The sequence below is a fragment of the Burkholderia sp. BKH01 genome, from assembly GCF_025685725.1.
Classification (GTDB): Bacteria; Pseudomonadota; Gammaproteobacteria; order Burkholderiales; family Burkholderiaceae; genus Burkholderia; species Burkholderia pyrrocinia_C.
Genome location: NZ_JAOTQT010000004.1, coordinates 176,244 through 198,841, shown reverse-complemented (window position 1 = coordinate 198,841; position 22,598 = coordinate 176,244). Strand labels below are relative to the sequence as shown.

Here is a 22,598-nt window from a genome sequence, read left to right as displayed (position 1 = left end):
GAACCCGGGCAGCCAGCGAAACGGCGCGCGCTTCCCGAGTATTGCCGGTGAACCGGCTGCCTTCACGATCGGGCGCTTGCACGAACGCCAGGCGCGCGCCCGCCAATCGCCCGTAAGCCGGGCAGCATGACGGCCATCGCGGCAGGACTCGACGAGACTCGGTTCCGGCGGGTCGCCGCCTTCCTGTCGGTCTCGCCATCCTGATTCGAAACGACGCCGCCAGCATGCGCCCGCGCATCGCCATTCATCCGCGTCGGATTCAACTCGCGCAGCACACTGGCGCGCCCGCCGTCGTCATCGGGCAGTTGCGGCATCCCGCGCGCAAACGCCGGCGCGACCGCCGCCGCGAGCAGCGCGGCGATCGCCAGTCGGGAAAGGAACTTCATCGCCCGACTCCCGGCTTACTGCGCGCTGACGGTCGGCACGGACGCCGACGCGGTCGCGGTGCCCTGCTCGCCGTGCGCGATCGCATACAGCTCACGATTGCGCGCGATCGTCTGCGTGCTCGGCGGATAGTCCCAGTTCGACGTGGGCACGGTGCCGTCGCGCTGCGCCTGGACCAGGTCGGCGATCACGTCGGCGCGGGTCGGGCCCGACGACGACGTTTGTGCGAAAGCGGCCACCGGCGTGCCGATTGCGAGTGCGAGCAGCGCGGCGGCTGCGATCAGTCTGCGATTCATGATGAAACTCCCCAGAACGGTTCGATGAAGACGCATCGTCGATGCGCCGCCGGCGGAACCGCGGATGCGATTCGCCGCCTGACACGTTCATTCTGGTGATCGCGGCCGGCGCGACGCTGACCGCCGGATGACAATTCTGAAATCTGCGGCGCCGCACGCAGATAACAGCTTCGTAATCTTCGAGTCAGGGCCGGGTCAACGCGGCATCGTCAGACTGCACGCTCGTCGCATCGAATGCGGCACCCCTGCCCTGCTTCGAGGAAAACATCATGTGGATCGTCCGGCTGGCGTTGCGCAGACCCTATACGTTCGTCGTGCTTGCGCTGCTGATCTTCATCGCGGGACCGCTCGCGCTCCTGCGCACGCCGACCGACATCTTCCCGAACATCGACATCCCGGTCGTCAGCATCGTCTGGTCGTACAACGGCTTCTCCGCCGAGGACATGGCCAAGCGCATCACGTCGAACTACGAGCGCGCGCTCACGTCCGACGTCGACGACATCGAGCACATCGAATCGCAGTCGCTGAACGGCGTGTCGGTCGTGAAGATCTTCTTCCACCCCGGCGCGGACATCAACCGCGCGATCGCGGAAGCCGCGAGCAATTCCGCGTCGATCCTGCGGATCCTGCCGCCCGGCACGCTGCCGCCGAACATCATTACGTACAACGCATCGACGGTGCCGATCCTGCAGCTCGGGCTGTCGAGCGACACGCTCGCCGAGCAGCAGCTGTACGACCTCGGCAACAGCTTCATCCGCACGCAGCTCGCGACCGTGCAGGGCGCGGCCGTGCCGCTGCCGTTCGGCGGCAAGATCCGCCAGATCGTCGTCGATCTCGACACGCGCGCGCTGCAGGCGAAGGGGCTCGCGCCGATCGACGTCGTGAACGCGATCAACGCGCAGAACCTGATCCTGCCCGGCGGCACCGCGAAGATCGGCACGCGCGAGTACAACGTGCAGATGAACGGCAGCACGCAGACGGTCGCCGCGCTGAACAACCTGCCGGTGAAGACGATCGGCGGCAGCGTCGTGTATGTGCGCGACGTCGCGCACGTTCGCGACGGCTACGCGCCGCAGACCAACATCGTGCGCGCCGACGGCAAGCGCGCGGCACTGCTGACCGTCGAGAAAACCGGCAGCGCATCGACGCTGACGATCATCGACCAGGTCAAGGCGATGCTGCCGAAGATCGCGGCCGGCCTGCCGAAGGCGCTGCACATCTCGGCGCTCGGCGATCAGTCGGTGTTCGTGAAGGCGGCGATCCAGGGCGTCGTGCGCGAGGCGCTGATCGCCGCGTGCCTCACCGCGCTGATGATCCTGCTGTTCCTCGGCAGCTGGCGCGCGACGCTGATCATCGCGGTGTCGATCCCGCTCGCGGTGCTCACGTCGCTGCTCGCGCTCGCCGCGCTCGGCCAGACGATCAACATCATGACGCTCGGCGGGCTCGCGCTCGCGGTCGGGATTCTCGTCGACGATGCCACCGTCGCGATCGAGAACATCACGCATCACCTCGAACGCGGCGCGCCGCTCGAAGACGCGATCCTGACCGGCGCGGGCGAGATCGCGGTGCCGACCTTCGTGTCGACGCTGTCGATCTGCATCGTGTTCGTGCCGATGTTCCTGCTCACCGGCGTCGCGCGCTACCTGTTCGTGCCGATGGCCGAGGCGGTGATCTTCGCGATGGTCGCGTCGTATTTCTTCTCGCGCACGCTGGTGCCGACGCTCGCGATGGCGCTGATGCGCGCAAAGGGGCACGGCCGGCCGCCGCGTGGCGTGTTCGCTCGGATCGCACGCTTCCAGGCCGCGTTCGAACATCGCTTCGAGGCGGTCCGGCTGCGCTATCGCGCGCTGCTGTCGGCGGCGATCGCGCGCCGCCGCCGTTTCGCGGCGGCCTTCCTGCTCGCGTGCGCCGCGTCGACCGGGCTGTTCGCGTTCGCCGGACAGGATTTCTTCCCGTCGGTCGACACGGGCGAGATCCGCCTGCACCTGCGCGCGCCGACCGGCACGCGGATCGAGGAAACCGCGCGCCTGACCGACGAAGTGGAAGCGCGCATCCACGACGTGATTCCCGCGAACGACATCGCGAGCGTGCTCGACAACATCGGCGTGCCGGTGAGCGGGATCAACCTCACGTACGACTCGTCCGACCCGATCGGCACCGAGGACGCCGACGTGATGATCACGCTGAAGCCGAACCATGCGCCGACTGCCGCGTACGTCGCGAAGCTGCGCAACCTGCTCGCGCAGTCGTTCCCCGGCGTGACGTTCGCGTTCCTGCCGGCCGACATCGTCAGCCAGATCCTCAACTTCGGGCTGCCCGCGCCGATCGACATCCAGATCGTCGGCAACAAGCTCGACCAGAACCGCGCGGTCGCGAACGCGCTGCTTGCGAAACTGCGCGGCGTGCGCGGCCTCGTCGACGCGCGCATCCAGCAGCCCGGCGACGAGCCGGCCATCAACGTGAACGTGGACCGCACGAAGGCGATCCAGGCCGGCCTCGAGCAGCGCGACGTCGCGCAGAATCTGCTGATCGCGCTGTCCGGCAGCTCGCAGACGACGCCGAACTTCTGGCTCGACCCGCGCAACGGCGTCAGCTATCCGCTGATGGTGCAGTCGCCTCAGTATTCGGTCGATTCGCTGCAGGCGCTCGCGAACGTGCCGCTGCCGGCGGGCACCGCGCGTTCGCCGCAGACGCCGGCCGGCGCGCCCGCGCAGAACCTGCTCGGCTCGCTCGGCAGCTTCTCGCGCGCGACGCAGCAGGCGGTCGTGTCGCACTACAACGTGCAGCCGGTGCTCGACATCTTCGCGTCGGTGCAGGGGCGCGATCTCGGCGGCGTCACGGCCGACGTGACCCAGCTCGTCGACGCTGCGCGCGCGCAGTTGCCGCCCGGTTCGTCGATCGTGCTGCGCGGCCAGGTGCAGGCGATGCACGAATCGTTTGCCGGGCTGCTCGGCGGCCTCGCGCTCGCGATCGCGCTCGTCTACCTGCTGATGGTCGTCAACTTCCAGTCGTGGCTCGACCCGCTCGTGATCGTCGGCGGCCTGCCCGCGTCGCTCGCCGGCATCGCATGGATGCTGTTCGTCACGCGCACGACGCTGTCGGTGCCCGCGCTGACCGGCACGATCCTGTGCATCGGTATCGCGACCGCGAACAGCATCCTCGTCGTCAACGCGGCGCGCGAGCTGATCGCGGGCGACGCGCCGCCGTGGCAGGCCGCGCTCGACGCGGGTTTCAGCCGCTTCCGCCCGGTCGTGATGACCGCGCTCGCGATGCTGATCGGCATGCTGCCGATGGCGCTGGGCCTCGGCGACGGCGGCGAACAGAACGCGCCGCTCGGCCGCGCGGTGATCGGCGGGCTGGCGTTCGGCACGCTGTCGACGCTGCTGTTCGTGCCCGTCGTGTTCGGCTTCGTCCATGCATGGCTCGACCGGCGCCGCGACGCGGCCGCCGCGCGCCGCGCGCAGGACACGCCGGCGTTGCCCTGATCGCAGCCTCACAACGACTCCCTTCGACTCGCCCGACCTCGAACCATCATGAACGACACGACCGAACCTCTCGCCCCGCCGCCGGCCGCCGATGCGGACACGGCACCGTCAACCGCGCGCGACACGACGCCCGACACTTCGCCACCCCGTCGCGGCCGCAAGCTGGCCGTCCCGCTCGTCGCGATCGCGGTGGCCGCCGCGCTGCTGGCCGCCGGCATCGTGCCGCGCGTCGACGCGCGCGCCGCGCAACGCGTGCAGGTCGCCGCGCAGCAGGCGCTGCCGGTGTCGGTGATCCTGCCGGGCACAGCGCCCGCCGACCAGACGCTGACGCTGCCGGGCGCGGTGATGCCGTACGCGGAGGCGTCGATCTATGCACGCACGAGCGGTTATATCGCGCACTGGAGCGCCGACATCGGCGCGCACGTGAAGGCCGGGCAGACGCTCGCGCAGATCACCGCGCCCGACCTCGACGCGCAGTTGCGGCAGGCGCGCGCCGACGCGGCAACCGCGCAGGCGAACTACGACTATGCGAAATCGACCGCGCAGCGCTGGCAGGACATGCTGAAGACGCAATCGGTGTCGCAACAGGACACCGACTCGAAGGTCGCCGACATGAACGCGAAGCGCGCGATGCTGGCCTCCGCGCAGGCGAACGTCGCGCACCTGACCGAGCTGGTGTCGTACGAAGCGGTCGCGGCGCCGTTCGACGGCGTGATCACCGCGCGCAACGTCGACGTCGGCACGCTCGTCACCGCGGGCGGCACGCCGGGCAGCCCCGGCCTGTCCGGCGAGCTGTTCCATCTCGAACAAACCGGCACGCTGCGCGTGTTCGTCGACGTGCCGCAGGACAGCGCAGCGGGCGTGACGACCGGGACCGCCGTCTACCTGACCACGCAGCAGTATCCGGGGCGGCGCTTCGCCGCGCACATCGCGCGCAGCGCCGGCGCGATCGATCCGGTCACGCGCACGCTGCGCGTCGAGATCGACGTCGACAACGGCGACGGCGCGCTGCTGCCCGGCGCGTATGCGCAGGCGCACCTGCTCGTGCCGAGCGCGGCCCCCGCGTTCGAGTTGCCGGTCAGCGCGCTGCTGTTCCGGCCGAACGGCGTGACGGTCGCGACCGTCGCCGCGAACGGCACCACCGCGCTGAAGACCGTGCAGATCGGGCGCGATTTCGGCACGCGCGTCGAGATCGTGTCGGGGCTCGCCGCGAGCGATCGCGTGATCGACAACCCGGGCGATTCGATTGCCGCCGGCGAAACCGTGAAGATCGTGTCGGTCGCGCCGGCGGCGCAGACGGGCCCCGCAGCCGGTGCGACGGCTGCGCCCAGCGCGGCTGCGTCGACGCCCACCGCCGTCGCGGCGCCGGCTTCGATGCCGGCATCAGCTTCCACGCACGCCCGAGGTTGATCCGCCCATGAAAACCCGCGAGAGATCCGTCATGCGCTTCGTTCGTCCGCTTCCGTTCGCCCGCCGCGTCGTCGCACTCGGCGTCGCTGCCGCGTTGGCCGCGTTGTCCGCGTGCTCGACATTGCCGCCCTATTCGCCGCCCACCATCGCGGTGCCCGCGCACTATGCGGGCATACCGGCTACGGGCGTACCGGCTACGGGCATACCGGCTGCGAACGCCCCCGCCGCCCAGCCCGGCTGGAACGTCGCGGCGCCGGCCGATGTCGCGCCGCGCGGCCCATGGTGGACCGTCTTCGACGATGCCGACCTGAACGCGCTCGAAGCGCGTGTCGACATCTCGAACCAGACCGTGAAGAAGGCCATCGCCGATCTCCAGCAGGCGCGCGCGATGGTCGACTACCAGCATGCGGGGTTCCTGCCGACCGTCACGGCCGGCGCCGCGCAGAGCCGCTCGCGCCTGTCGCAGAACAAGCTCGGCTCGTCGCTCGCCGGCAAGACGACGCCCGACTATCAGGCCGGCGTGGCCGCGAGCTGGGAACCCGACCTGTTCGGCCGCGTGCGCGACGCGGTGACGGGCGCGCAGGCGAACGCCGACGCGAGCGCGGCCGACCTGCAGGCCGTGAAGCTGTCGGTCACGGCCACGCTCGCAACCGACTATTTCGCGCTGCGTTCGCTCGATACGCAGAAGCAGTTGCTCGACGATACGGTGCGCGCGTATGCGGACGCACTGAAGCTCTTGAAACAGCAGCTCGCGGCCGGTGCGATCGACGCGTCGGCGGTCGCGCAGGCCGAGACGCAACTGGAAGCGACGCGCACACAGGACACCGACATCGATGCGTCGCGTGCGCAGCGCCAGCATGCGATCGCGACACTTGTCGGCGAAAGCGCGTCGACGTTCGCGCTGCCGCCGCGCGTGCAATCGTTCGACGTGCCAGCGATCCCGGCCGGCGTGCCGTCGCAACTGCTCGAACGGCGGCCCGACATCGCGGCGGCCGAGCGCCGCGTCGCGGCCGCGAACGCGCAGATCGGCGAGGCGCGCGCAGCGTTCTTTCCCGATCTCGTGCTGTCGGCGAGCGCGGGGCTCGAAAGCTCGTTCTTCGCGCCGTGGCTCACCGCGCCGAGCCTGTTCTGGTCGCTCGGCTCGCAGCTCGCCGGCACGCTGTTCGACGGCGGACGCCACAGCGCGTCGCTGCGCGGCGCGCATGCGCAATACGACGGCGTGGTCGCCGACTATCGGCAGACGGTGCTGGTCGCGTTCCAGCAGGTCGAGGATCAGCTTTCCACGCTGGATGCGCTCGCGTCGGAAGCCGGCAGCCAGCAGCGCGCGACCGATGCGGCCGACCTGTCGCTGCGGCTGACGACCAACCGCTTCAACGCGGGTGCCGTCAGCTACCTCGACGTCGTGACCGCGCAGACGATCGCGCTGACGAACCGCCGCGTGGCCGACCAGATCGCCGCGCGCCGGATGGAGGCGGCGGTCGGGCTGCTGACGGCGCTGGGCGGCGGCTGGCATACCGGCGCAGATGCGGGTGCGGGTGCGGGTGCGGGTGCGGGTGCGGGTGCGGGTGCGGGTGCGGACGCAACCGCCGCCGCGCACGCGGCCGCTACGCCGTTGGCGTCTTGACGAAGCTGAGAATGAACCGCGTCCCGGCCGCGTCGCTTTCGACGCGTGCGGTGCCGCCGTGCAGTTCCATCACCGAGCGCACGATCGCGAGGCCGAGCCCGGCCGTGCCGCCCGGCACGCCGCCGCTGCGCGCGGGGTCGCCGCGCACGAAGCGGTCGAAGATGCGCGGCAGCAGCGCGGGATCGATCGGCTCGCCCGGGTTCGTGACGACGACGTGCACCGCATCCGCCGTTTCGTCGACGCGCAGCGTGATGACGCCGCCCGCCGGCGTGTAGCGCAGCGCGTTCGCGAGCAGGTTGCTGACCGCGCGGCGAAATAGTTCGAGATCGGCAGTCAGCCGGCCGTGCCCGTCGACCAGCAGCGTCGAGCCGGCTTCGTCCGCGAGCCCTTCGAAATAACCGGCGATGCGCTCCAGTTCGTCGTGCACGTCGAATGCGCGCTGCCGCGTGACGAAGCCCGGATGCTCGGCGCGCGCGAGAAACAGCACGTTCTCGATCATCCGCGCGAGACGGTCGTATTCCTCGAGATTCGATTCGAGCAGCGCCTGGTATTCGTCGGCGGAGCGCGGCCGCGCCAACGCCACCTCGGTCGCGCCGCGCATGTTGTTCAGCGGCGTGCGCAGGTCGTGCGCGAGATCCGCGCTGAATTGCGACAGGTGCCCGAACGCCTGCTGCAAGCGGCCGAGCATCGCGTTCTGCGCATCGACCAGCGCCGTCAGCTCGCGCGGCGCGCGCGACGCATCGAGCCGCGTATCGAGCTTGTCGACGGTGATGCGGCCCGTGTTCGCGACGATCTCGCGCAGCGGCGCGAGCGCCCGGCGGATCAGCCAGTAGCTGAGCAGCATCACGAACAGCGCGCCCAGGCCGCCGGCGATCTTCAGCTTGTCGCGGTAGCCGTCGAGCAGTTCGGCACGATCGCTCATGTTGCGCGCGATCGCGATCCGGATCTTCGTGTGGTCGCGCAACTCGGCATCGGCGACCACGCCGCGCACGGGCGTGCCGCCGTCGGCGGCCCACGTCGCGATCCGGTCGGCGGTAATCCGTACGTTCGCGGGCACCGGCGTCGCGTGCGGCGGAAACAGTTCGGCGTCGGGTAATGCAGGCAGCGCGGGCGACGATGCACCGGCGGCCGCCCCGGGCAGATCCTCGAATTCGGTCCGCTCGACGTTGTGGCGCGCGAGCAGCTTGCCCTGCCCGTCGACGACGGCCATCGACAGCGCCTCGTTGCCGAGCACCTGGCTCGTCAGCCGGTCCGCATGCGTGCGCACGGCATCGACCGAATCGAGTTCGCCCGCCAGCCGGCGCGTATGCCGCGCGGCGAGCACGATGTCGAGGTCGTCCTGCGTGCTCACCTGCCGCTCGAGGCCGGAGTACACGTACGCGCCGACGAGCGCGAAGACGGCGAGCGTGGTTGCGCCGAACGCGAGCGCGAGCGTCGCGCCGAGCGAGCGGCCGAGCGTCATGCGGCGTCCTTCGGTTCGAGCACGTAACCGACGCCGCGCACCGTATGGATCAGCTTGACCGCGAAATCGTCGTCGACCTTCGCGCGCAGCCGGCGAATCGCGACCTCGACGACGTTGGTGTCGCTGTCGAAATTCATGTCCCACACGTACGACGCGATCTGCGTGCGGCTCAGCACCTCGCCCTGCCTGCGCGCGAGCAGCTGCAGCAGCGAGAATTCGCGCGGGGTCAGGTCGATCCGCACCGTGCCGCGCTTCACGCGGCGGCGCACGACGTCGATCTCCAGATCGCCCACCGAAATGCGCTCCGTCTCGCGCGGCGGCCCGCGGCGCGCGAGCGTGCGAATGCGCGCGAGCAGCTCGACGAACGCGAACGGCTTCACGAGGTAGTCGTCCGCGCCGAGTTCGAGCCCGTGCACGCGGTCCTGCACGTCGTCGCGCGCGGTCAGGAACAGCACGGGCGTCGCGTGCGTGTCGCGCAGCCGCTTCAGCACGCTCCAGCCGTCGAGCACGGGCAGCATCACGTCGAGCACGATCACGTCGTAGCTTTCTTCCTGCGCGAGCGTCAGCCCCTCGCCGCCGTCCTTCGCGAGATCGACGCTGAAGCCGGATTCCTCGAGTCCCTTCTTCAGGTACGCGCCGGTCTTCGGCTCGTCTTCGACTATCAGGATGTGCATGATCGGTTCCATCGCATTCGGTGGTGACATGCGCCGATGTTACCGGGAAACGGGGCGGGCGAACCGCAGCGCGCAGGCGCGCCACGGTCTGATTACGAAACTGTAATCGGCGGGTCAGGGTGGTGACTGCCGCGGCGACCAGAATTCGAGTCGTGGGCCCATCCCCACTCGCCCGTTCATTCATCTGCCCAGGAGCCATCATGAAACTCGTCGCTGCTTTCGTCGTTGCCACGCTGAGCCTGCCGTTCGGCACGCAGGCCTTCGCCCAGTCCACGCAGGCGCCGCTCACGCGCACCGAAGTCCGCCAGCAACTGATCGATGCCGAAGCCGACGGTCTGCTGCCGTCGAACCGGAACGACTATCCGCCGTCGCATGCGGAGATCGCACGCAATCGCCAGATTTACGCGATCCAGCATCACGACGCGACGCCGATCGCGACGGCCTCGGCCGGAAATTGATCTCGGCATGTAACCGGCATCCGGCCAACGGCCGGATGTCGTGCCGGCCCGGTACATGTCGGCCTGTTCCGGCTCGCTGTCCGTCAGCGTGCTGCAGGACGACGCAACGACGCACACCAACCGCTACTCGATCACGTTCCAGCATCGCGAGAACCTCCGCAACGGCTTCGCCGCGTATGCGAACTACAACCGCGTGTTCGACGCGTCGGCGGCGTCGGACTTCTCGAGCGACGCCGACGCTGCCGGCGCCGACGTCGCGGTTCTTGGATTATCCGTAACGCAATTCACGCGACTTGGCGAAAAACCCGCCCGCCGCACACCTACGACGGCTCCGAATCCAGGAACACATAAAGCGCGGCAATCTTCCCGTCGCGCACGATGATCACGTCCACGCCCGTGTATTCGGGCGCTTCGCCGCGCGGGCCCGAGCCCCACGCCACGCGACCGGCGTTGTGGAGTGCCTGCGGCTTGCCGTGCGCGGTATAGACGAAATGAGGATGCGTCGCGCGCAAATCCCCGGCGAACTTGTCGAGCGCGTCGTGTCCGACGAACGTGCCGGGCGGCACGTAGAGCACGCAGTCGTCGGTATACAGCGCTTCGATCGCAGCGCGCCGGCGCGCCGCGTCGCCCTCGCCGAAGACTTCCTGCAGATTGCGTTCGAGCAGTTCATGGATACGGTCGTTCATCATCGTTCTCCTGACTAAATGAAATGAAGTGGGTCGCCGGATAGCGCGGTCGTGTCACCGCGCGAGCGCCAGGGTCTTTTCGACGGCTGTGACGACCGCCGGGCGCGCGGCAATTTCGTCGTACCAGCGCGCCACGGACGGAAAGCCATCGAGGGTCGCGCCGATCGCCTGGTGGCGCCACATCCAGCCGAAGTGCGCGATGTCCGCGATGCTGTAAGCGTCGCCGGCCACGTATCGGTTGCGCTCGAGCACGCGATCGAGCACACCCAGCGTCCGGTCCACGTCCGCCAGCGCACGCGCTTTGGCATCGGGTTCCGGCGACGCCTGGATCGCCACCCGGAACGCCTGCAGGAATGCCGGGCTCAGTCCTGACGCGTGGAAGAACAGCTGTTCGAACACCTTGCCGCGCTGCGGGCCGTCCTTGGGGAGCAACTGCCCGGTCTTCTCGCCCAGGTAGACCAGGATCGCGGCCGACTCGCTCAGCACGATGCCGCCATCCGCTCGCGCCGACCGGTCGACGAGCACCGGCACCTTGGCATCGGGATTCATTGCCCTGAATGCGTCGGTCTTCTGCTCGCCCCGGCGCAGATCGACGGGCACGAGCCGATAGTCGACGCCCATCTCTTCCAGCGCGATGGGCACCTTGACGCTGTTGGGCGTCGCAAATGCGAAAACTTCAAGCGCGGCCGAATCGGGCCCGCCGGTGGCGACGTCAATCTTTCCTTCGAGTTTGGGTTCCATGATTCATCTCTGCATTGCGGTGAGACAAATGTATGGCGCCGTGCTATTTTTCGAAACAGAAACGATTGAAAACCATCATTGCAAAAATGTCGATGTCCAGACTGCCGGATTTTGAAGGCTTCGCGATGTTCGCGAAGGTCGCCGAAGAAGGCTCGTTTGCCGCCGCGGCGACGGCGATGGGCGTGTCGGTCGCGACGGTTTCGCGTGCCGTGACGCGCCTCGAAGAGCGGCTCGGCGGGCGCCTGTTCAACCGCACGTCGCGACGACTCGCGCTCACCGATTACGGCCATACGCTGATCGAACGCGCGGCGAAGCTCTACACCGATGCGGAAGAAACCGAGGATTTCGCGCGCGAGGCGTCGAGCCGTCCGCGCGGCCTCGTGAAGCTGGCGGCGCCGCTGTCGTTCGGCGCGCGCTGGGTTGCGCCGCTGCTGCCGGAATTCTTCGGGCTCTATCCGGACATCGCCGTCGATCTGCATCTGACCGATACGCAGTCCGACCTGATCGGCGACGGCTTCGATGCGGCACTGCGCATCGCCATTCTCGAAGACTCGTCGCTCGTCGCGCGGCTCATTGCACCGGTTCGCCGCTTTGTCGTCGCGTCGCCGGCCTATCTGTCACGCCATGGCCGCCCACGGCATCCGCAGGCGCTCGGCGCCCATCCATGCCTGACGTACGCAAACCGAAGCCAGCGCGACGTCTGGCGCTTTACCCGCCATGACGGTGAAACCTGCGCGGTCACGCCCGGCGGGATGCTGCGCGGCACCAGCGTGGAAGCGTTGCTGCCGACGGTGCTCGCGGGGCTGGCGATCACCGAGCTGCCCGAGTTCGTCGCGACGCAGTATTTCGCGGACAAGCGGCTCGAACCGATCCTGACCGACTGGCGCCTGCCCGAAGGCGGCCTGTACTTCGTCACGCCTTCTGCTCGTGCGCGACCGGCCAAGGTCAGCGCGCTCGCCGATTTCTTCATCGCGAAGCTGGCCACGGCCGAGTGGCGCGCGCCGGTCAAGCGATCGCGCTAGGCACGCGTTGCGGGTTCGTGCACGCCCGTTCGGCTGTTCGATGTCGATGCACGAGCCGTTGCGACGACGCGTTTGTGCGACGCCGCGCGGCATGTGCCGCCGGCGTCGCACACGCGTGCTTCAGTTCGACGGCAACCGTTGCCCGTCGAACCAGTCGAGCAGCGCGCGCGTGACGAACGCGGGACTTTCCAGGTTCGAGATGTGGCCGGCGTCCGGCACCAGCGCATGCGCGCAACCGATCACGCCCGCCATCTTCACGGTTTCCGACGGCGGGCGCGCCATGTCGCCCGCGCCGCACATCAGCAGCGTGCGTTCGGCGTCCAGGCCAGCCAGCGCCGACAGCGTGTCGGGCCGCCCGAAGATCAACCGGCCGAGCGGGACGATCGATTGCCGCAGCCGGTCGGCGAGCAGGTTCGCCAGCGCGTCGCGAAACGCGGTCGGCACCGGGTCCGCCAGATTCACGTCCGGCCGGAAGAACAGCGGCACGATCGCGTCGAGCAGCGGCGGCGCGATGCGGCCCGCAGCGGCGATCGCATCGAGCATGCCGAAGTAGCGCATGCGCGTCGCATCGGGCTCGGCCTCCAGCGACGCATCCATCAGCACGAGCGAGCGGACGCGCTGCGGTTCGCGCAACGCGAGCCGCGCGCCCCACATGCCGCCGACGCTGAGGCCGACGACCGCACATTGTTCGATCTCCAGCGCGTCGAGCAGCGCGCTCGCGTGCGCGGCGAGATCGTCGAGCGTCTGCGTGCCTTCAGGCAATGCGCCGGATGCGCCATGCCCCCACAGGTCCGGCACGATCACGCGATACTTGCGCGACAGCGCGTCGATCTGCGGCGCCCACATCGCCGCATCCCACAGATAGCTGTGCCCGAGCAGCACCGGAAATCCGGCGCCGCGATCCTGGTAATGCAGGGTACTGCCATGAATGGTGTGTGCGGGCATGTCGTCTCCGGATGTCAACACGATCGGCAGCGGCCCGGAAGCGGGCGCCGCGGTCTGCGGCGGGCTGCGACGAACGCAAAGCGGCGCATCATCGCACAGGTAGCGGACGTGCGTGTGACGACCCGCATATCGCGCAGCGACGAAAACGCCGCGCCGTACGCCGCCAGTCAGTTCGTCCCGTCGTACGTGACGATCTCCACCCAGTTCGCACCCTTGCCGACCGGGTATTTGCCGATCTCGTCGAGGCGGCCCGTGCCGCGGTCGATCCGGTAGACGGCAAGCGTCGGCGACAGTTGCCCGGCCGCGAGCAGATAGTTGCCCGACGGGTCGATGCCGAAGCCGCGCGGCTGCTTCTCGGTGGCGAACGTGCCGATCCGCGCGAGCTTGCCCGACGCGGCGTCGACCCGATACGCGGCCAGCGTGCTCGACGTGCGCTCCGACGCATACAGGAATCGCCCGTCCGGCGTCAGGTGCAGATCCGCGCCCCACGGCTTGTCGCCGTGGAAATCCGGCGGCAGGATCGACACGGTCTGGATCGGCCGCGCGTCGGCGCTGCCATGCGACAGCGCGAGCACGTGCAGCTTGCCGTCGAGTTCGTCGATCAGGTATGCAAAGCGCCCGCTCGACGAAAACACGAAATGGCGCGGGCCGGATTTCTCCGGCAGCCGGTAGGCCGGCGTCGCGACGTCGGTCAGCGTGCCCGTCGACGCATCGAACGGCAAACGCAGCCACGCATCGGCGCCGAGCACCGACGCGAACGCGTGGCGGCCGTCCGGCGACTGGCGGATCGCGTGTGCCATCGGGCCGGTCTTGACCGTCTGCTGCACTTCGCCCGCGACGCCGTTCTCGCCGATCCGGTTCACCGCAAGCAGGTTGCCGCCATACGACGCAGAGAACAGATAGCGGCCCGACGCATCGGTCGAGACATAAGCCATGCTGTCCGCGAGCGGCGCGCGGCCGAGCTCGATCAGCCTTCCGTCGAGCGGGTTGATCGCGAAGCTGATGACGCGATACGGCGTCGAGCGCAGCGCCGCATAGAGGCGATGATGATCGGGCGACAGCGCCATCGGCATCACGGTGCCGCCGACCGGCACGGTTTCGATCGCGGTCAGCGCGCCGTTCGACGTGTCGATGCCGAACACCGAGATGTCGCGGCTATCGCTGTTCGATACGTATGCATAGGTCGCAGCGTGCGCGAGCGACGTGACCATCCCGAATACGGCCGCCACGACGACGCGCCGGAGTGTGTTCGTGTTCATGAGTCTTCGTGTCGGTGAAAGGAGCGGCACATGCAACTGCGGCGCCGGACAACCTCGGTCTTCCGGCGCCGCGATGGGTGAAGACAAGCGAAGCGCTCGATCAGAACACTGCGTGCCCGCTGATCACGCTCGGCAGCCAGGTCGAAAAGAACGGCATGTACGTGACGATGTTGATCGCACTGAAGATCGCGAGGTAATACGGCCACGCCATCCTCGTGGTCTCGCCGATCGACACGTTGCCGATCGCGCAGCCGACGAACTGCACCGAGCCGATCGGCGGGTGCACGAGGCCGAGCGAGCAGTTCAGCAGCAGCATGATCCCGAACTGCACCGGCCCGACACCGCACGCCATCGCGATCGGCAGGAACAGCGGCGTCGTGATCAGGATGTGCGCGGCCATGTCGACGAACGTGCCGAGGAACACCTGGATGATGTTGATGTACAGCAGCATCAGCCAAGGCGCTGCGGTCGACTGCTTCAGCAGCCCTTCGATCGCATCCGGGATCTCCAGGTACGACATCTGGAAGCGCAGCATGTTGGACACCGCGATCAGCAGCAGCACGACACCCGTCGTGCGAGCCGCATGCGACAGCGCGCGGCGCAGCTTCGCGACCGTCAGCGTGCGGTAGACGATCGCGGTCAGCACGAGCGAGTACACGACGGCGATCGCGGCTGCCTCGGTCGCGGTCGCAATCCCCTTCGCGACGCACACGAGGATGATCGCGATCACCATCAGCCCGGGCACCGCACCGACGAAGCTGCGCAGCACCGCATACCAGCCGGGAAATGCGGGCAGCGCGGACGAGCCGTCCGCACGGCGCGGATAACCGTGACGCACGGCCTGCCAGTACGCGGCCGCGAGCACGAACCCCATCACCCACAGCACGGGCAACAGCCCCGAGAACAGCAGGTCGCCGATCGACACGCCGCTCACCGGCTGGCCGTGCAGCATCCCCGTGATCCCCTGCGCGGCGAACGCATAGATGATCATGTTGGTCGACGTCGGCATCAGCGCGCCGGCGAGCGACGCATGCGTCGTCACGTTGACCGCGTACGCGGCGCTGTAGCCTTCGCGCTTCATCAGCGGGATCACCACGCCGCCCATCGCCGACGTATCGGCGGTCGGCGAGCCCGACACGCCGCCGAACAGCGTGCACGCGACGACGTTCGCCATCCCGAGGCCGCCGCGGAAATGGCCGACGGTCGCCTGCGCGAAGCGCAGGATCCGGTCCGCGATGCCGCCGTGCAGCATCAGTTCGCCGGAGAAAATGAAGAACGGCACCGCGAGGAACGAGAACGCATTCATCCCCGAGATCATTGCCTGCATCGCGGTCGCGATCGGCAGGCCTTCGACCATATAGGTCAGCACGCAGGCTATCCCGAGCGCGAACGACACGGGCACGCCGAGCACGAGGAAAATCAGAAAACTGACGGACAGGATCGCGAGTTCCATGGCGTTATTGTCCCGACGAAGAACGACGAAGCGCGAGCAGGTGCTCGAGCGAGAAGAGGATGATCGCGACCGCCGCGGGCATCGTGATCAGGTAGCGCACGCCTTCGGGAATCCCGATGATCGGAATGCGGTCGCCCATCGTCTCCGCGGCCATGCTGCCGCAGCCGACCATGATCGCGATCGCGAACGCGATCAGGCTCAGGTGCTGGATCGCGACGACCACGGTGCGCGCGTTCGGCGGCAGCCGGCGCACGAGCGAATCGAGGCCGATATGGCCGCCGTCGCGCACCTTCATCGCCGCGCCGAACATCGCGATCACGATCACCAGCAGCAGCGCGATCGGCTCGACGAAATCCGGTGCGTTCTCGAACACGTAGCGCATCACGACCGCGTAGAACACCAGCACCGTGAGCACCGCGAGACAGGCCGACGCGATCACGGCCAGCACGCGGAACAGCACGTCGTTCACGCAGCGCAGGAACGGCGCGGCGTGCGGCCGCGCCGACGCCGCGCCGTCCGGGGCGGCGCCCGGCGAATCCGCGGCAACCGCGCCGTTCAGGGAAGTGCGACGCGTCACTTGGTCGCCTCGATCTCGTCGACGATCTGCTTCATCTGCGGCGTCTTTTCATACTTCGTCCACAGCGGCTGCATCGCCTTCACGAACGCCGCGCGGTCGATCTGCGCGGCCGGCATGATCTTCGCGCCGCCCTTCGTCACCGCCTGCTGCGCCGACGCCTCGCGCGCGGTCCACAGCTTCTGGTAGTACGGCACCGAATCGGCCGCCGCCTTCCTGATCGCCGCCTGCTCCTGCGGCGACAGCGTGTCCCAGATCTTCTTCGAGAACACCAGCACTTCCGGCGTCATCGCGTGCTGCGTCTCCGAATAATCGGGCGCCACTTCGTAGTGCTTCGTTTCCTCGTACGACGGCAGGTTGTTTTCCGCCGCGTCGACGAGGCCCGTCTTCAGGCCCGTGTACACCTCGGCGAACGGCATCGGCGTCGGCGTGCCGCCCATCGCCCTGATCTCGTCGACCATCAGGTCGGACGGTTGCACGCGCACCTTCAGCCCCTTCATGTCGGCCGGCGTGCGCACCGGGCGCTTCGCATAGATCGAACGCGCGCCGCTCTCGTAGAAGGTCAGCGCAATCATCCCCTTCGCCGTGAACGCATCGAGGATCTTCTGGCCGGCCGGGCCGTACATCGCCTTGCGGAAATGATCGACGTCGCGGAACAGGAACGGGAACGACGGGATCAGCGATTCCGGCACGATCTCGTTGAACGACGCGCCGTTCACGCGCGCCATGTCGATCGCGCCGATCCGGACCTGGTCGACGGTGTCCTTCTCGGAGCCCAGCGCGCTGTTGCCGAATACCTTGATCGAATCCTTGCCGCCCGTCTGCTTCGACAGCTCGTCGCCCATGAACTTGACCGCCATGTTGGTCGGGAAGTTGTCGCCGTGCACGTCCGCCGAGCGGAACACGCGCGCCTGCGCGGACATCGCGAAGCCGGCCAGCAGCGCGACGGCCAGTGCGGTACGGGAACCGGTGAATCGGTGCTTCATGGTGAGTCTCCTTGATGGTCGTTCGTTGTTGTGCGGCGATCCGTCGGCATGCGCGTTCGTCGGCGATGCGCTCCCCTGAACCGCAAAGTCATACGTCGTATGATGTGTTGACGCGAATGTACGTCGGTTAATCGTTTAACTCACTTGGTGCATACCCCTAGAACCGCTGCTGCCAGTGGCTTTCGTCATAATCCGGGGAATCGTATTCTCCGTTTCGGCGATTTTCAGCGAAACGTTTTCCGGGAATGGGTCCGCGTTTGAATCGGGTGCCCGCGTGGCTGGTTTGCTGACGCCGGAAAGCAATCTTTCGTTTCGGTTGCCTTTGTTATAGGACGACTGACCACAACGCAAGCACGCTCGCGCGCGGCCAAGAGCACGCGCCGGCACACGCATCGCGCGCGGCGGAACTGCGAAGGTTCGGGAAGGAATCCGTGCAAGCGCGGGCGCTCGAAACACCCTCGCCACACCTTTACGTCTGCATGACCAGCGACGTCAGTTGCGCCGCGCGCGCCACATCCGTCTTCGCGTAGATCGATTTGATCTGCGCGCGGACCGTGCCGATCGACACGCCGCGCAGCGCCGCGCATTCCTGCGGCGACAGCCCGTCGCAGCACAGCAGCACGGCGAGATCGGCCTCGGCCGACGACAGCCCGTAGAACACGCGCAGCCGCTGCGCGCGGGCCGCCGGCGAACGCAGGTCGGCGGCGGTCATCAGTGCCGCGACGCCGGGCCGTTCATGCAGGAGGCGCGACTGTTCGGGAATCGGCATCAGCGCGAGCGACAACGGTTCGCCCGTCGCACGGCGCAGCAGCAACCCGCCGCGCGCGAACGCGTGCCGCCATTGCACATCGTCGACGCAGCCTTCCGGCGCGAAGCGCCCGTTCACGATCCGCATCGCCGGTTCCGCCGCGATCAGTTGATCGGCCGCGCGATTCGTATATCGCAGTTCGCGTTGTTCGCCGAGCAGGAACACCGGCACCGGAATCGCATCGAGCGCCGATTCCGCGGCGGCCACGCGCGCTTCGAGCTCCCCGATGCGCGCCTGGATCCGCAGCGCGCGGCCGATATGCGCGCCCATGATTTCGATCGTGCGGCGCTGATCGTCGGAAAGACCTTGCGATTCGAGCCCGCCCTGTACGCTGAGAAACGCGCCGCCGCCCTCTTCGCGATGGATATACAGGCCCGAGATGCTGCCGAGCCCGTAAGGACGCAGGAATTCCTGATAGAACACGCCGTGTGTGCGCTGTTGCGGGGACAGGTGCTTGACGTCCTCGAACCAGCGGCCCGCCGGCCAGTTGCCGGCTACCGGCACGACCGGGTCGTACCGGTAGAACTCGGTGTTGTAGATGTGGTGACACGCGGCGACCCATGACGCGTCGTCGCCGGCCGCCAGCTCGATCGCCGGCACCCCTGCCGCCTCGTCGAACCACAGCAGCGTGGCCATGCGCACGCCGAGCGTCGTTCGCAGCCCGTCCAGCACCGCTTCCCATCGTTGATCGCCCAGTGCCGCAGCGTAGATGTCATCGAACCATGCCGATGGAATCAATCCGTTCCGTTGCATCTGGCTACCCCGCGCCGTGCGTTTTTGTCGAACGTCTTGCGCGCATCTTACTCAACCAGCGACATTGTCCAAATTACCTGTGCGCATTTGATTCGGAATACCGCGTTTGATACCGTTTTTCGTCAGACGTATCGACCATTCTTGGCAAGCTTTCGATTCCTTTCAGCGCAAAAGAGCCCGGCTTTCGCACTCGGCGGCACCGCTCGGGACTGCAGTGCACCTTCGCGGAATTCATCATGACACCGGCTTTTCATCAGGATCGGCGTATGTCATGATGCAGCGCATGAAGATCCGAAACGCGACGACCCACCTGCACCATCACCACGCACGCCCTCTGTTGCGCCGTGGTTCGTTTCGCATCTAGCACTTGAATCGGGAGCTTTCCCGATCAGGACGACAACCAAGGCGCCTCAGGCGCCTTTTTTGTTTTTGGCCGCCCTGAAACCTGCTGCGCCGATCGATCGATAACGTACGGAGTGTCTCCAATGCAACGACCTTGGCAGGATGTGTCCTTGTCGGACTTGCCGCTCAGGGAGGACCTCAAGTTGCAGCGCGCGTACGGGGCGCCGCAACTCGATGTGCCGGTCTGCCTGAACGTCAACGAGAATCCGTATCCGCCGTCGCCGTCGCTCGTCGAGCGCATCGCGACTGCGGTGGCCGACGCGGCGCGACAGGCGAACCGCTATCCCGAGCGCGACTTTGCCGAGCTGCGAGCGCACCTGGCCGCCTATCTGACGCACGACACCGGCGTGACGGTCGACGCATCGAGCGTCTGGGCAGCCAACGGCTCGAATGAAGTGATCCAGCAGATTCTCCAGGCGTTCGGCGGCCCGGGGCGCTCGGCGCTGGCCTTTACGCCCGCGTATCCGATGTATGACGAATACTGCCGCACGACCTTCACGCGCCTGCATACGTTGCCGCGCACCGAGGATTTCGCGCTGGATCCGCAGCAGGCGATCGACAGCATCCGCGAGCATCAGCCGAGCGTGGTGCTGCTGACGTCGCCGAACAATCCGACCGGGACCGCGCTTCCCGTCGACGATATCCGCGCGATTCTCGACATCGCGCCGGGCGTGGTCGTCGTGGACGAAGCGTATGCGGAATTCCGGCGCCACGGCGTCCGCAGCGCGGTGACGCTGCTGCCCGACCATCCTCGGCTCGTCGTTACCCGCACGCTGAGCAAGGCGTTCAAGTTCGCGGGCGGCCGCGTCGGGTATTGCGCATGTGCGCCTGCGTTCGTCGACGCGCTGAAGCTGGTTCGACTGCCCTATCACCTGTCCGCCTTTACGCAGGCGGCCGCCTGCGCGGCGCTGGTCGCGCGTGACGAGATGCTGTCGCAGGTCGACGCGATCAAGGCCGAGCGCGACGCAACCGTTTGCTGGCTGCGCAGCCAGGGTTTCGCGGTGGCCGATTCGGACGCCAACTTCGTGATGTTCGGCAGGTTTGCCGATCGCCACCGGATCTGGAGCGGACTCCTGCGCCACGGCGTCCTGATTCGCGAGTCCGGCCCGCCGGAATACCTGCGCGTATCCATCGGCACCGCGGCGGAGATGGCCGCGTTTCGCGCGGCGTTGCTTGCGGTGATGGCAGCCAGATAAGCAACGGGTAATGCGATCGATCGCGCGATGGAGGGCCACGTTGCGCGATCACGGCGGTGCGGAAGCGTCGTGCCGGCCACGCCGTCCATCGCGACGGCAGGTGCATGTCGGCGCAACCACCGCCGGCACCGGCGGCGCACCTACCTCATCGCTACGTATCGCAACTCCATCGCGTCGATCTTCGCGAGCACCGCTTCGCTGAGCTGCCTGAGGTGACGCGGCACATCGGGCGTCGACAGCAGTTCCTCGATCCGCCCTCGCCAGTAACTCGGGTGCCTCACGCGTCCGGCGCCCGACATCGACACGTCTTCAGCGATCGTCTCGCTGTCCAGCAGAGCCACCATTCTCTGGATGTGAGAAAGCTCTCGTTCCACATAGTCTCGTGCCAGCATATTGATTGAAATTCCCCGAAATGCGACATCAGGCCTTCCGTCATCGACGCGCCATCGTGCGACGATGCAAACGACGCACCGCACACGTTGCTCGTCGGCGTACGCAAAGACCGTGTCGGTCAACTGCGTGGACGTCCCCGGCGCTCGACACGGAATGGCGACCCTGTCCGCGCGCTCCGGTGACATCCGTCCCCGATGCACTGTTGCCAATCGTAGGCGGACTGACCGGCGCCGGCATCCCCAAAAGTGGGGATGCCGGCCGATATCGGGAAGGTGAGGGTTTCCGGAAATTACCGGGAGTGGAATGGCCGGCGAGCACATGGTTGTGCCGCCGGCGCTACGGCGCGATCGCGCGCGACTTGAACGGTCTGTAGCCGGTGCGCTGCTGTCGGCCGAGTCGGAAACGGGGGTTTGCAGCGTGCACGAATGTTGTGCACGCACCGGTATTGCTCGGTTCGCGCCGGCGCCTTGTTACCGCCGATAAGGCGGCGGTTCGAGTTTGACCGGATCGGGATTCAGGCGCACCCATGCGACGGCGAAGCGGCACAGTTGCGCCGGATCGCCGGACTGGCGCTTGATGTCGCGCACGACCGCTTCCACGTCCGACAAATCGGCCGACGGCAGCGGCGTACCGGTGCGCACGAATGCCGCGAACGCATCGGCCATCTTCCGGAAGTCCGCGTCCCAGTTGCAGCCGCCGTTGTGGTCGAGCTCGTACGCGATGCGGCCCGAGATCCGGATGAGTTCGCCCTGCACCGTCGCTGCATGCCCGGCTCCCGGCACCAGTTGCGTCCACAAAGCCTGATGCTGCTCCTGCCACGTACCGGCCGCAACGACGATCGGCGAGCGCGCGTCGTGCAGTTGACGGCGCGGCACCGGCGGCACGTCGAACAGCGTGTAGAGCCGCTCCAGCGCGGCGCTTGCCGCATCGACGGATTCCGGGTTGAAGCGCTCGCGCATGAACTCGAAACGCTCGCCGATCTCCGTGACGCTGGTTTGCATGGATGGCGTCCTCGCCGCGCCGGCGCCGAGCAGCACCTCGGCGAGCGCCACCATGTGTTCCAGATCCGCATTGCCGCAGGTGCGCAGCGCGCGCTCGAGCGGCGTCTGCCCGTCGCGGTTCAACGCGTCGCCGCGGGCGCCGTGGTCGAGCAGCACGCGGGCCGACTGCGCATTGCGCGAATCGGCCGCCGCGTGCAGCGCGGTGCCGACCGATGCGCCATCGTCGTGAACGTCCGCGCCGAGTTCCAGCAGCACGTCGAAGCGGCCGCGGCGGCTGCGGGCGCGCACGTGCAGCGCGGTGTTGCCGTATGCATCGGCCGCGCCGACGTCCGCACCCTGCGCAACGAGCCAGCGCGCGAGATCGTCGGGGCAACGGTCGAACGACAGCGCCGTCCGTTTGCTGACCCCGCCGCGTGCATTTACGTCGCAAGTGTCGAACACGGCCTGCAGCTTCGCGAGGTCGCCCTCGTCGAGCAACGCTTCGAAGTCCTTCGGTAGCAGTTTCTTTTTTGCTTTCGGCATTGCAGGCCTCCGTCGTTGCGGCGATACGTATCGTTGTTATTCCGTCAATGTGACGAACTGATGA

20 protein-coding genes are annotated in these 22,598 nt (G+C 67.6%); 6 read left to right on the top strand and 14 right to left on the bottom strand.

Going from position 1 to position 22,598, the window contains the following annotated elements:
* Positions 1–62: 62 nt before the first annotated feature.
* Positions 63–386, bottom strand: coding sequence for a hypothetical protein (locus OEJ37_RS08755; protein WP_263344020.1), 324 nt, complete (start codon positions 384–386; stop codon positions 63–65).
* Between the two features lie 15 nt (positions 387–401).
* Complete coding sequence (locus OEJ37_RS08750; RefSeq protein WP_174417160.1) at positions 402–680, bottom strand: DUF4148 domain-containing protein; 279 nt, start codon at positions 678–680, stop codon at positions 402–404.
* 269 nt (positions 681–949) lie between these two features.
* On the opposite strand from OEJ37_RS08750, the gene OEJ37_RS08745 reads away from it, so the two are divergent.
* The 3 genes from OEJ37_RS08745 to OEJ37_RS08735 are packed head-to-tail and all read left to right on the top strand — an operon-like array spanning position 950 to position 7,199.
* Positions 950–4,165, top strand: a complete 3,216-nt coding sequence (locus OEJ37_RS08745; protein WP_263344018.1) for an efflux RND transporter permease subunit — start codon at positions 950–952, stop codon at positions 4,163–4,165.
* A gap of 48 nt (positions 4,166–4,213) precedes the next feature.
* The gene (locus OEJ37_RS08740) at positions 4,214–5,575 is read left to right on the top strand and encodes an efflux RND transporter periplasmic adaptor subunit (RefSeq protein ID WP_263344017.1); all 1,362 of its coding nucleotides are present in this window, start codon (positions 4,214–4,216) and stop codon (positions 5,573–5,575) included.
* Between the two features lie 31 nt (positions 5,576–5,606).
* Positions 5,607–7,199: an efflux transporter outer membrane subunit gene (locus OEJ37_RS08735; RefSeq protein ID WP_263344015.1), complete on the top strand. Its 1,593-nt coding sequence runs from the start codon at positions 5,607–5,609 to the stop codon at positions 7,197–7,199.
* On the opposite strand, the gene OEJ37_RS08730 is transcribed toward OEJ37_RS08735, so the two are convergent.
* Together OEJ37_RS08730 and OEJ37_RS08725 are read right to left on the bottom strand one after the other, a co-directional pair.
* Entirely contained in the window at positions 7,180–8,661 is a 1,482-nt protein-coding gene (locus OEJ37_RS08730) for a heavy metal sensor histidine kinase (RefSeq protein WP_263344014.1), read from the bottom strand. The two genes, OEJ37_RS08735 and OEJ37_RS08730, sit on opposite strands and share 20 nt — an antisense overlap.
* The gene (locus tag OEJ37_RS08725; RefSeq protein WP_174417165.1) at positions 8,658–9,335 is read right to left on the bottom strand and encodes a heavy metal response regulator transcription factor; all 678 of its coding nucleotides are present in this window, start codon (positions 9,333–9,335) and stop codon (positions 8,658–8,660) included. The genes OEJ37_RS08730 and OEJ37_RS08725 overlap by 4 nt, the downstream gene beginning before the upstream one ends.
* 200 nt (positions 9,336–9,535) lie before the next feature.
* Here OEJ37_RS08725 and OEJ37_RS08720 point away from each other — a divergent pair, with 200 nt between their 5' ends.
* Positions 9,536–9,793: a DUF4148 domain-containing protein gene (locus OEJ37_RS08720; RefSeq protein WP_175919975.1), complete on the top strand. Its 258-nt coding sequence runs from the start codon at positions 9,536–9,538 to the stop codon at positions 9,791–9,793.
* Between the two features lie 320 nt (positions 9,794–10,113).
* On the opposite strand, the gene OEJ37_RS08715 is transcribed toward OEJ37_RS08720, so the two are convergent.
* Positions 10,114–10,479 carry a nuclear transport factor 2 family protein gene (locus tag OEJ37_RS08715; RefSeq protein ID WP_174417168.1) on the bottom strand — a complete coding sequence of 122 codons (366 nt, stop codon included), beginning with the start codon at positions 10,477–10,479 and terminating at the stop codon, positions 10,114–10,116.
* A gap of 54 nt (positions 10,480–10,533) precedes the next feature.
* Positions 10,534–11,220 (bottom strand): glutathione S-transferase family protein, encoded by a 687-nt coding sequence (locus OEJ37_RS08710; protein WP_263344010.1) that lies wholly within the window; start codon positions 11,218–11,220, stop codon positions 10,534–10,536.
* Positions 11,221–11,312: 92 nt separating this feature from the next.
* Between OEJ37_RS08710 and OEJ37_RS08705 the strand changes: the two genes are divergently transcribed.
* Positions 11,313–12,242 (top strand): LysR family transcriptional regulator, encoded by a 930-nt coding sequence (locus OEJ37_RS08705; protein WP_174417170.1) that lies wholly within the window; start codon positions 11,313–11,315, stop codon positions 12,240–12,242.
* A gap of 120 nt (positions 12,243–12,362) precedes the next feature.
* On the opposite strand, the gene OEJ37_RS08700 is transcribed toward OEJ37_RS08705, so the two are convergent.
* From OEJ37_RS08700 to OEJ37_RS08675, 6 genes are all read right to left on the bottom strand, one after another.
* Complete coding sequence (locus OEJ37_RS08700; protein ID WP_263344009.1) at positions 12,363–13,187, bottom strand: alpha/beta fold hydrolase; 825 nt, start codon at positions 13,185–13,187, stop codon at positions 12,363–12,365.
* A 167-nt stretch (positions 13,188–13,354) separates the two neighbouring features.
* Positions 13,355–14,446, bottom strand: a complete 1,092-nt coding sequence (locus OEJ37_RS08695) for a lactonase family protein (RefSeq protein ID WP_263344007.1) — start codon at positions 14,444–14,446, stop codon at positions 13,355–13,357.
* Positions 14,447–14,546: 100 nt separating this feature from the next.
* Positions 14,547–15,899 carry a TRAP transporter large permease gene (locus OEJ37_RS08690; protein WP_263344005.1) on the bottom strand — a complete coding sequence of 451 codons (1,353 nt, stop codon included), beginning with the start codon at positions 15,897–15,899 and terminating at the stop codon, positions 14,547–14,549.
* Between the two features lie 4 nt (positions 15,900–15,903).
* Positions 15,904–16,476, bottom strand: coding sequence for a TRAP transporter small permease (locus OEJ37_RS08685; RefSeq protein ID WP_174417173.1), 573 nt, complete (start codon positions 16,474–16,476; stop codon positions 15,904–15,906).
* A complete protein-coding gene (locus OEJ37_RS08680; RefSeq protein ID WP_174417174.1) occupies positions 16,473–17,459 on the bottom strand; it encodes a TRAP transporter substrate-binding protein in 987 nt (328 codons plus the stop codon). The genes OEJ37_RS08685 and OEJ37_RS08680 overlap by 4 nt, the downstream gene beginning before the upstream one ends.
* A 469-nt stretch (positions 17,460–17,928) precedes the next feature.
* The gene (locus tag OEJ37_RS08675) at positions 17,929–19,020 is read right to left on the bottom strand and encodes a helix-turn-helix transcriptional regulator (protein ID WP_175919968.1); all 1,092 of its coding nucleotides are present in this window, start codon (positions 19,018–19,020) and stop codon (positions 17,929–17,931) included.
* Between the two features lie 485 nt (positions 19,021–19,505).
* Here OEJ37_RS08675 and OEJ37_RS08670 point away from each other — a divergent pair, with 485 nt between their 5' ends.
* Positions 19,506–20,618, top strand: coding sequence for a histidinol-phosphate transaminase (locus OEJ37_RS08670; protein ID WP_175919967.1), 1,113 nt, complete (start codon positions 19,506–19,508; stop codon positions 20,616–20,618).
* Positions 20,619–20,758: 140 nt separating this feature from the next.
* On the opposite strand, the gene OEJ37_RS08665 is transcribed toward OEJ37_RS08670, so the two are convergent.
* Both OEJ37_RS08665 and OEJ37_RS08660 read right to left on the bottom strand, forming a co-directional pair.
* The gene (locus OEJ37_RS08665; protein ID WP_174417249.1) at positions 20,759–21,010 is read right to left on the bottom strand and encodes a hypothetical protein; all 252 of its coding nucleotides are present in this window, start codon (positions 21,008–21,010) and stop codon (positions 20,759–20,761) included.
* A gap of 471 nt (positions 21,011–21,481) precedes the next feature.
* On the bottom strand, positions 21,482–22,534 hold the full coding sequence (locus tag OEJ37_RS08660; RefSeq protein WP_263344001.1) for an ankyrin repeat domain-containing protein: 1,053 nt from the start codon (positions 22,532–22,534) through the stop codon (positions 21,482–21,484).
* Between the last annotated feature and the right edge of the window lie 64 nt (positions 22,535–22,598).

What these genes read in the sequence shown, in the direction of transcription:
- OEJ37_RS08740 (WP_263344017.1), top strand. Translation starts at nt 4,214, where the DNA reads ATGAACGACACGACCGAACCTCTCGCCCCGCCGCCGGCCGCCGATGCG.
- OEJ37_RS08755 (WP_263344020.1), bottom strand. Translation starts at nt 386, where the DNA reads ATGAAGTTCCTTTCCCGACTGGCGATCGCCGCGCTGCTCGCGGCGGCG.
- OEJ37_RS08670 (WP_175919967.1), top strand. Translation starts at nt 19,506, where the DNA reads ATGCAACGACCTTGGCAGGATGTGTCCTTGTCGGACTTGCCGCTCAGG.
- OEJ37_RS08695 (WP_263344007.1), bottom strand. Translation starts at nt 14,446, where the DNA reads ATGAACACGAACACACTCCGGCGCGTCGTCGTGGCGGCCGTATTCGGG.
- OEJ37_RS08730 (WP_263344014.1), bottom strand. Translation starts at nt 8,661, where the DNA reads ATGACGCTCGGCCGCTCGCTCGGCGCGACGCTCGCGCTCGCGTTCGGC.
- OEJ37_RS08750 (WP_174417160.1), bottom strand. Translation starts at nt 680, where the DNA reads ATGAATCGCAGACTGATCGCAGCCGCCGCGCTGCTCGCACTCGCAATC.
- OEJ37_RS08715 (WP_174417168.1), bottom strand. Translation starts at nt 10,479, where the DNA reads ATGAACGACCGTATCCATGAACTGCTCGAACGCAATCTGCAGGAAGTC.
- OEJ37_RS08660 (WP_263344001.1), bottom strand. Translation starts at nt 22,534, where the DNA reads ATGCCGAAAGCAAAAAAGAAACTGCTACCGAAGGACTTCGAAGCGTTG.
- OEJ37_RS08735 (WP_263344015.1), top strand. Translation starts at nt 5,607, where the DNA reads ATGCGCTTCGTTCGTCCGCTTCCGTTCGCCCGCCGCGTCGTCGCACTC.
- OEJ37_RS08690 (WP_263344005.1), bottom strand. Translation starts at nt 15,899, where the DNA reads ATGGAACTCGCGATCCTGTCCGTCAGTTTTCTGATTTTCCTCGTGCTC.
- OEJ37_RS08710 (WP_263344010.1), bottom strand. Translation starts at nt 11,220, where the DNA reads ATGGAACCCAAACTCGAAGGAAAGATTGACGTCGCCACCGGCGGGCCC.
- OEJ37_RS08680 (WP_174417174.1), bottom strand. Translation starts at nt 17,459, where the DNA reads ATGAAGCACCGATTCACCGGTTCCCGTACCGCACTGGCCGTCGCGCTG.
- OEJ37_RS08705 (WP_174417170.1), top strand. Translation starts at nt 11,313, where the DNA reads ATGTCCAGACTGCCGGATTTTGAAGGCTTCGCGATGTTCGCGAAGGTC.
- OEJ37_RS08725 (WP_174417165.1), bottom strand. Translation starts at nt 9,335, where the DNA reads ATGCACATCCTGATAGTCGAAGACGAGCCGAAGACCGGCGCGTACCTG.
- OEJ37_RS08665 (WP_174417249.1), bottom strand. Translation starts at nt 21,010, where the DNA reads ATGCTGGCACGAGACTATGTGGAACGAGAGCTTTCTCACATCCAGAGA.
- OEJ37_RS08720 (WP_175919975.1), top strand. Translation starts at nt 9,536, where the DNA reads ATGAAACTCGTCGCTGCTTTCGTCGTTGCCACGCTGAGCCTGCCGTTC.
- OEJ37_RS08675 (WP_175919968.1), bottom strand. Translation starts at nt 19,020, where the DNA reads ATGCAACGGAACGGATTGATTCCATCGGCATGGTTCGATGACATCTAC.
- OEJ37_RS08700 (WP_263344009.1), bottom strand. Translation starts at nt 13,187, where the DNA reads ATGCCCGCACACACCATTCATGGCAGTACCCTGCATTACCAGGATCGC.
- OEJ37_RS08745 (WP_263344018.1), top strand. Translation starts at nt 950, where the DNA reads ATGTGGATCGTCCGGCTGGCGTTGCGCAGACCCTATACGTTCGTCGTG.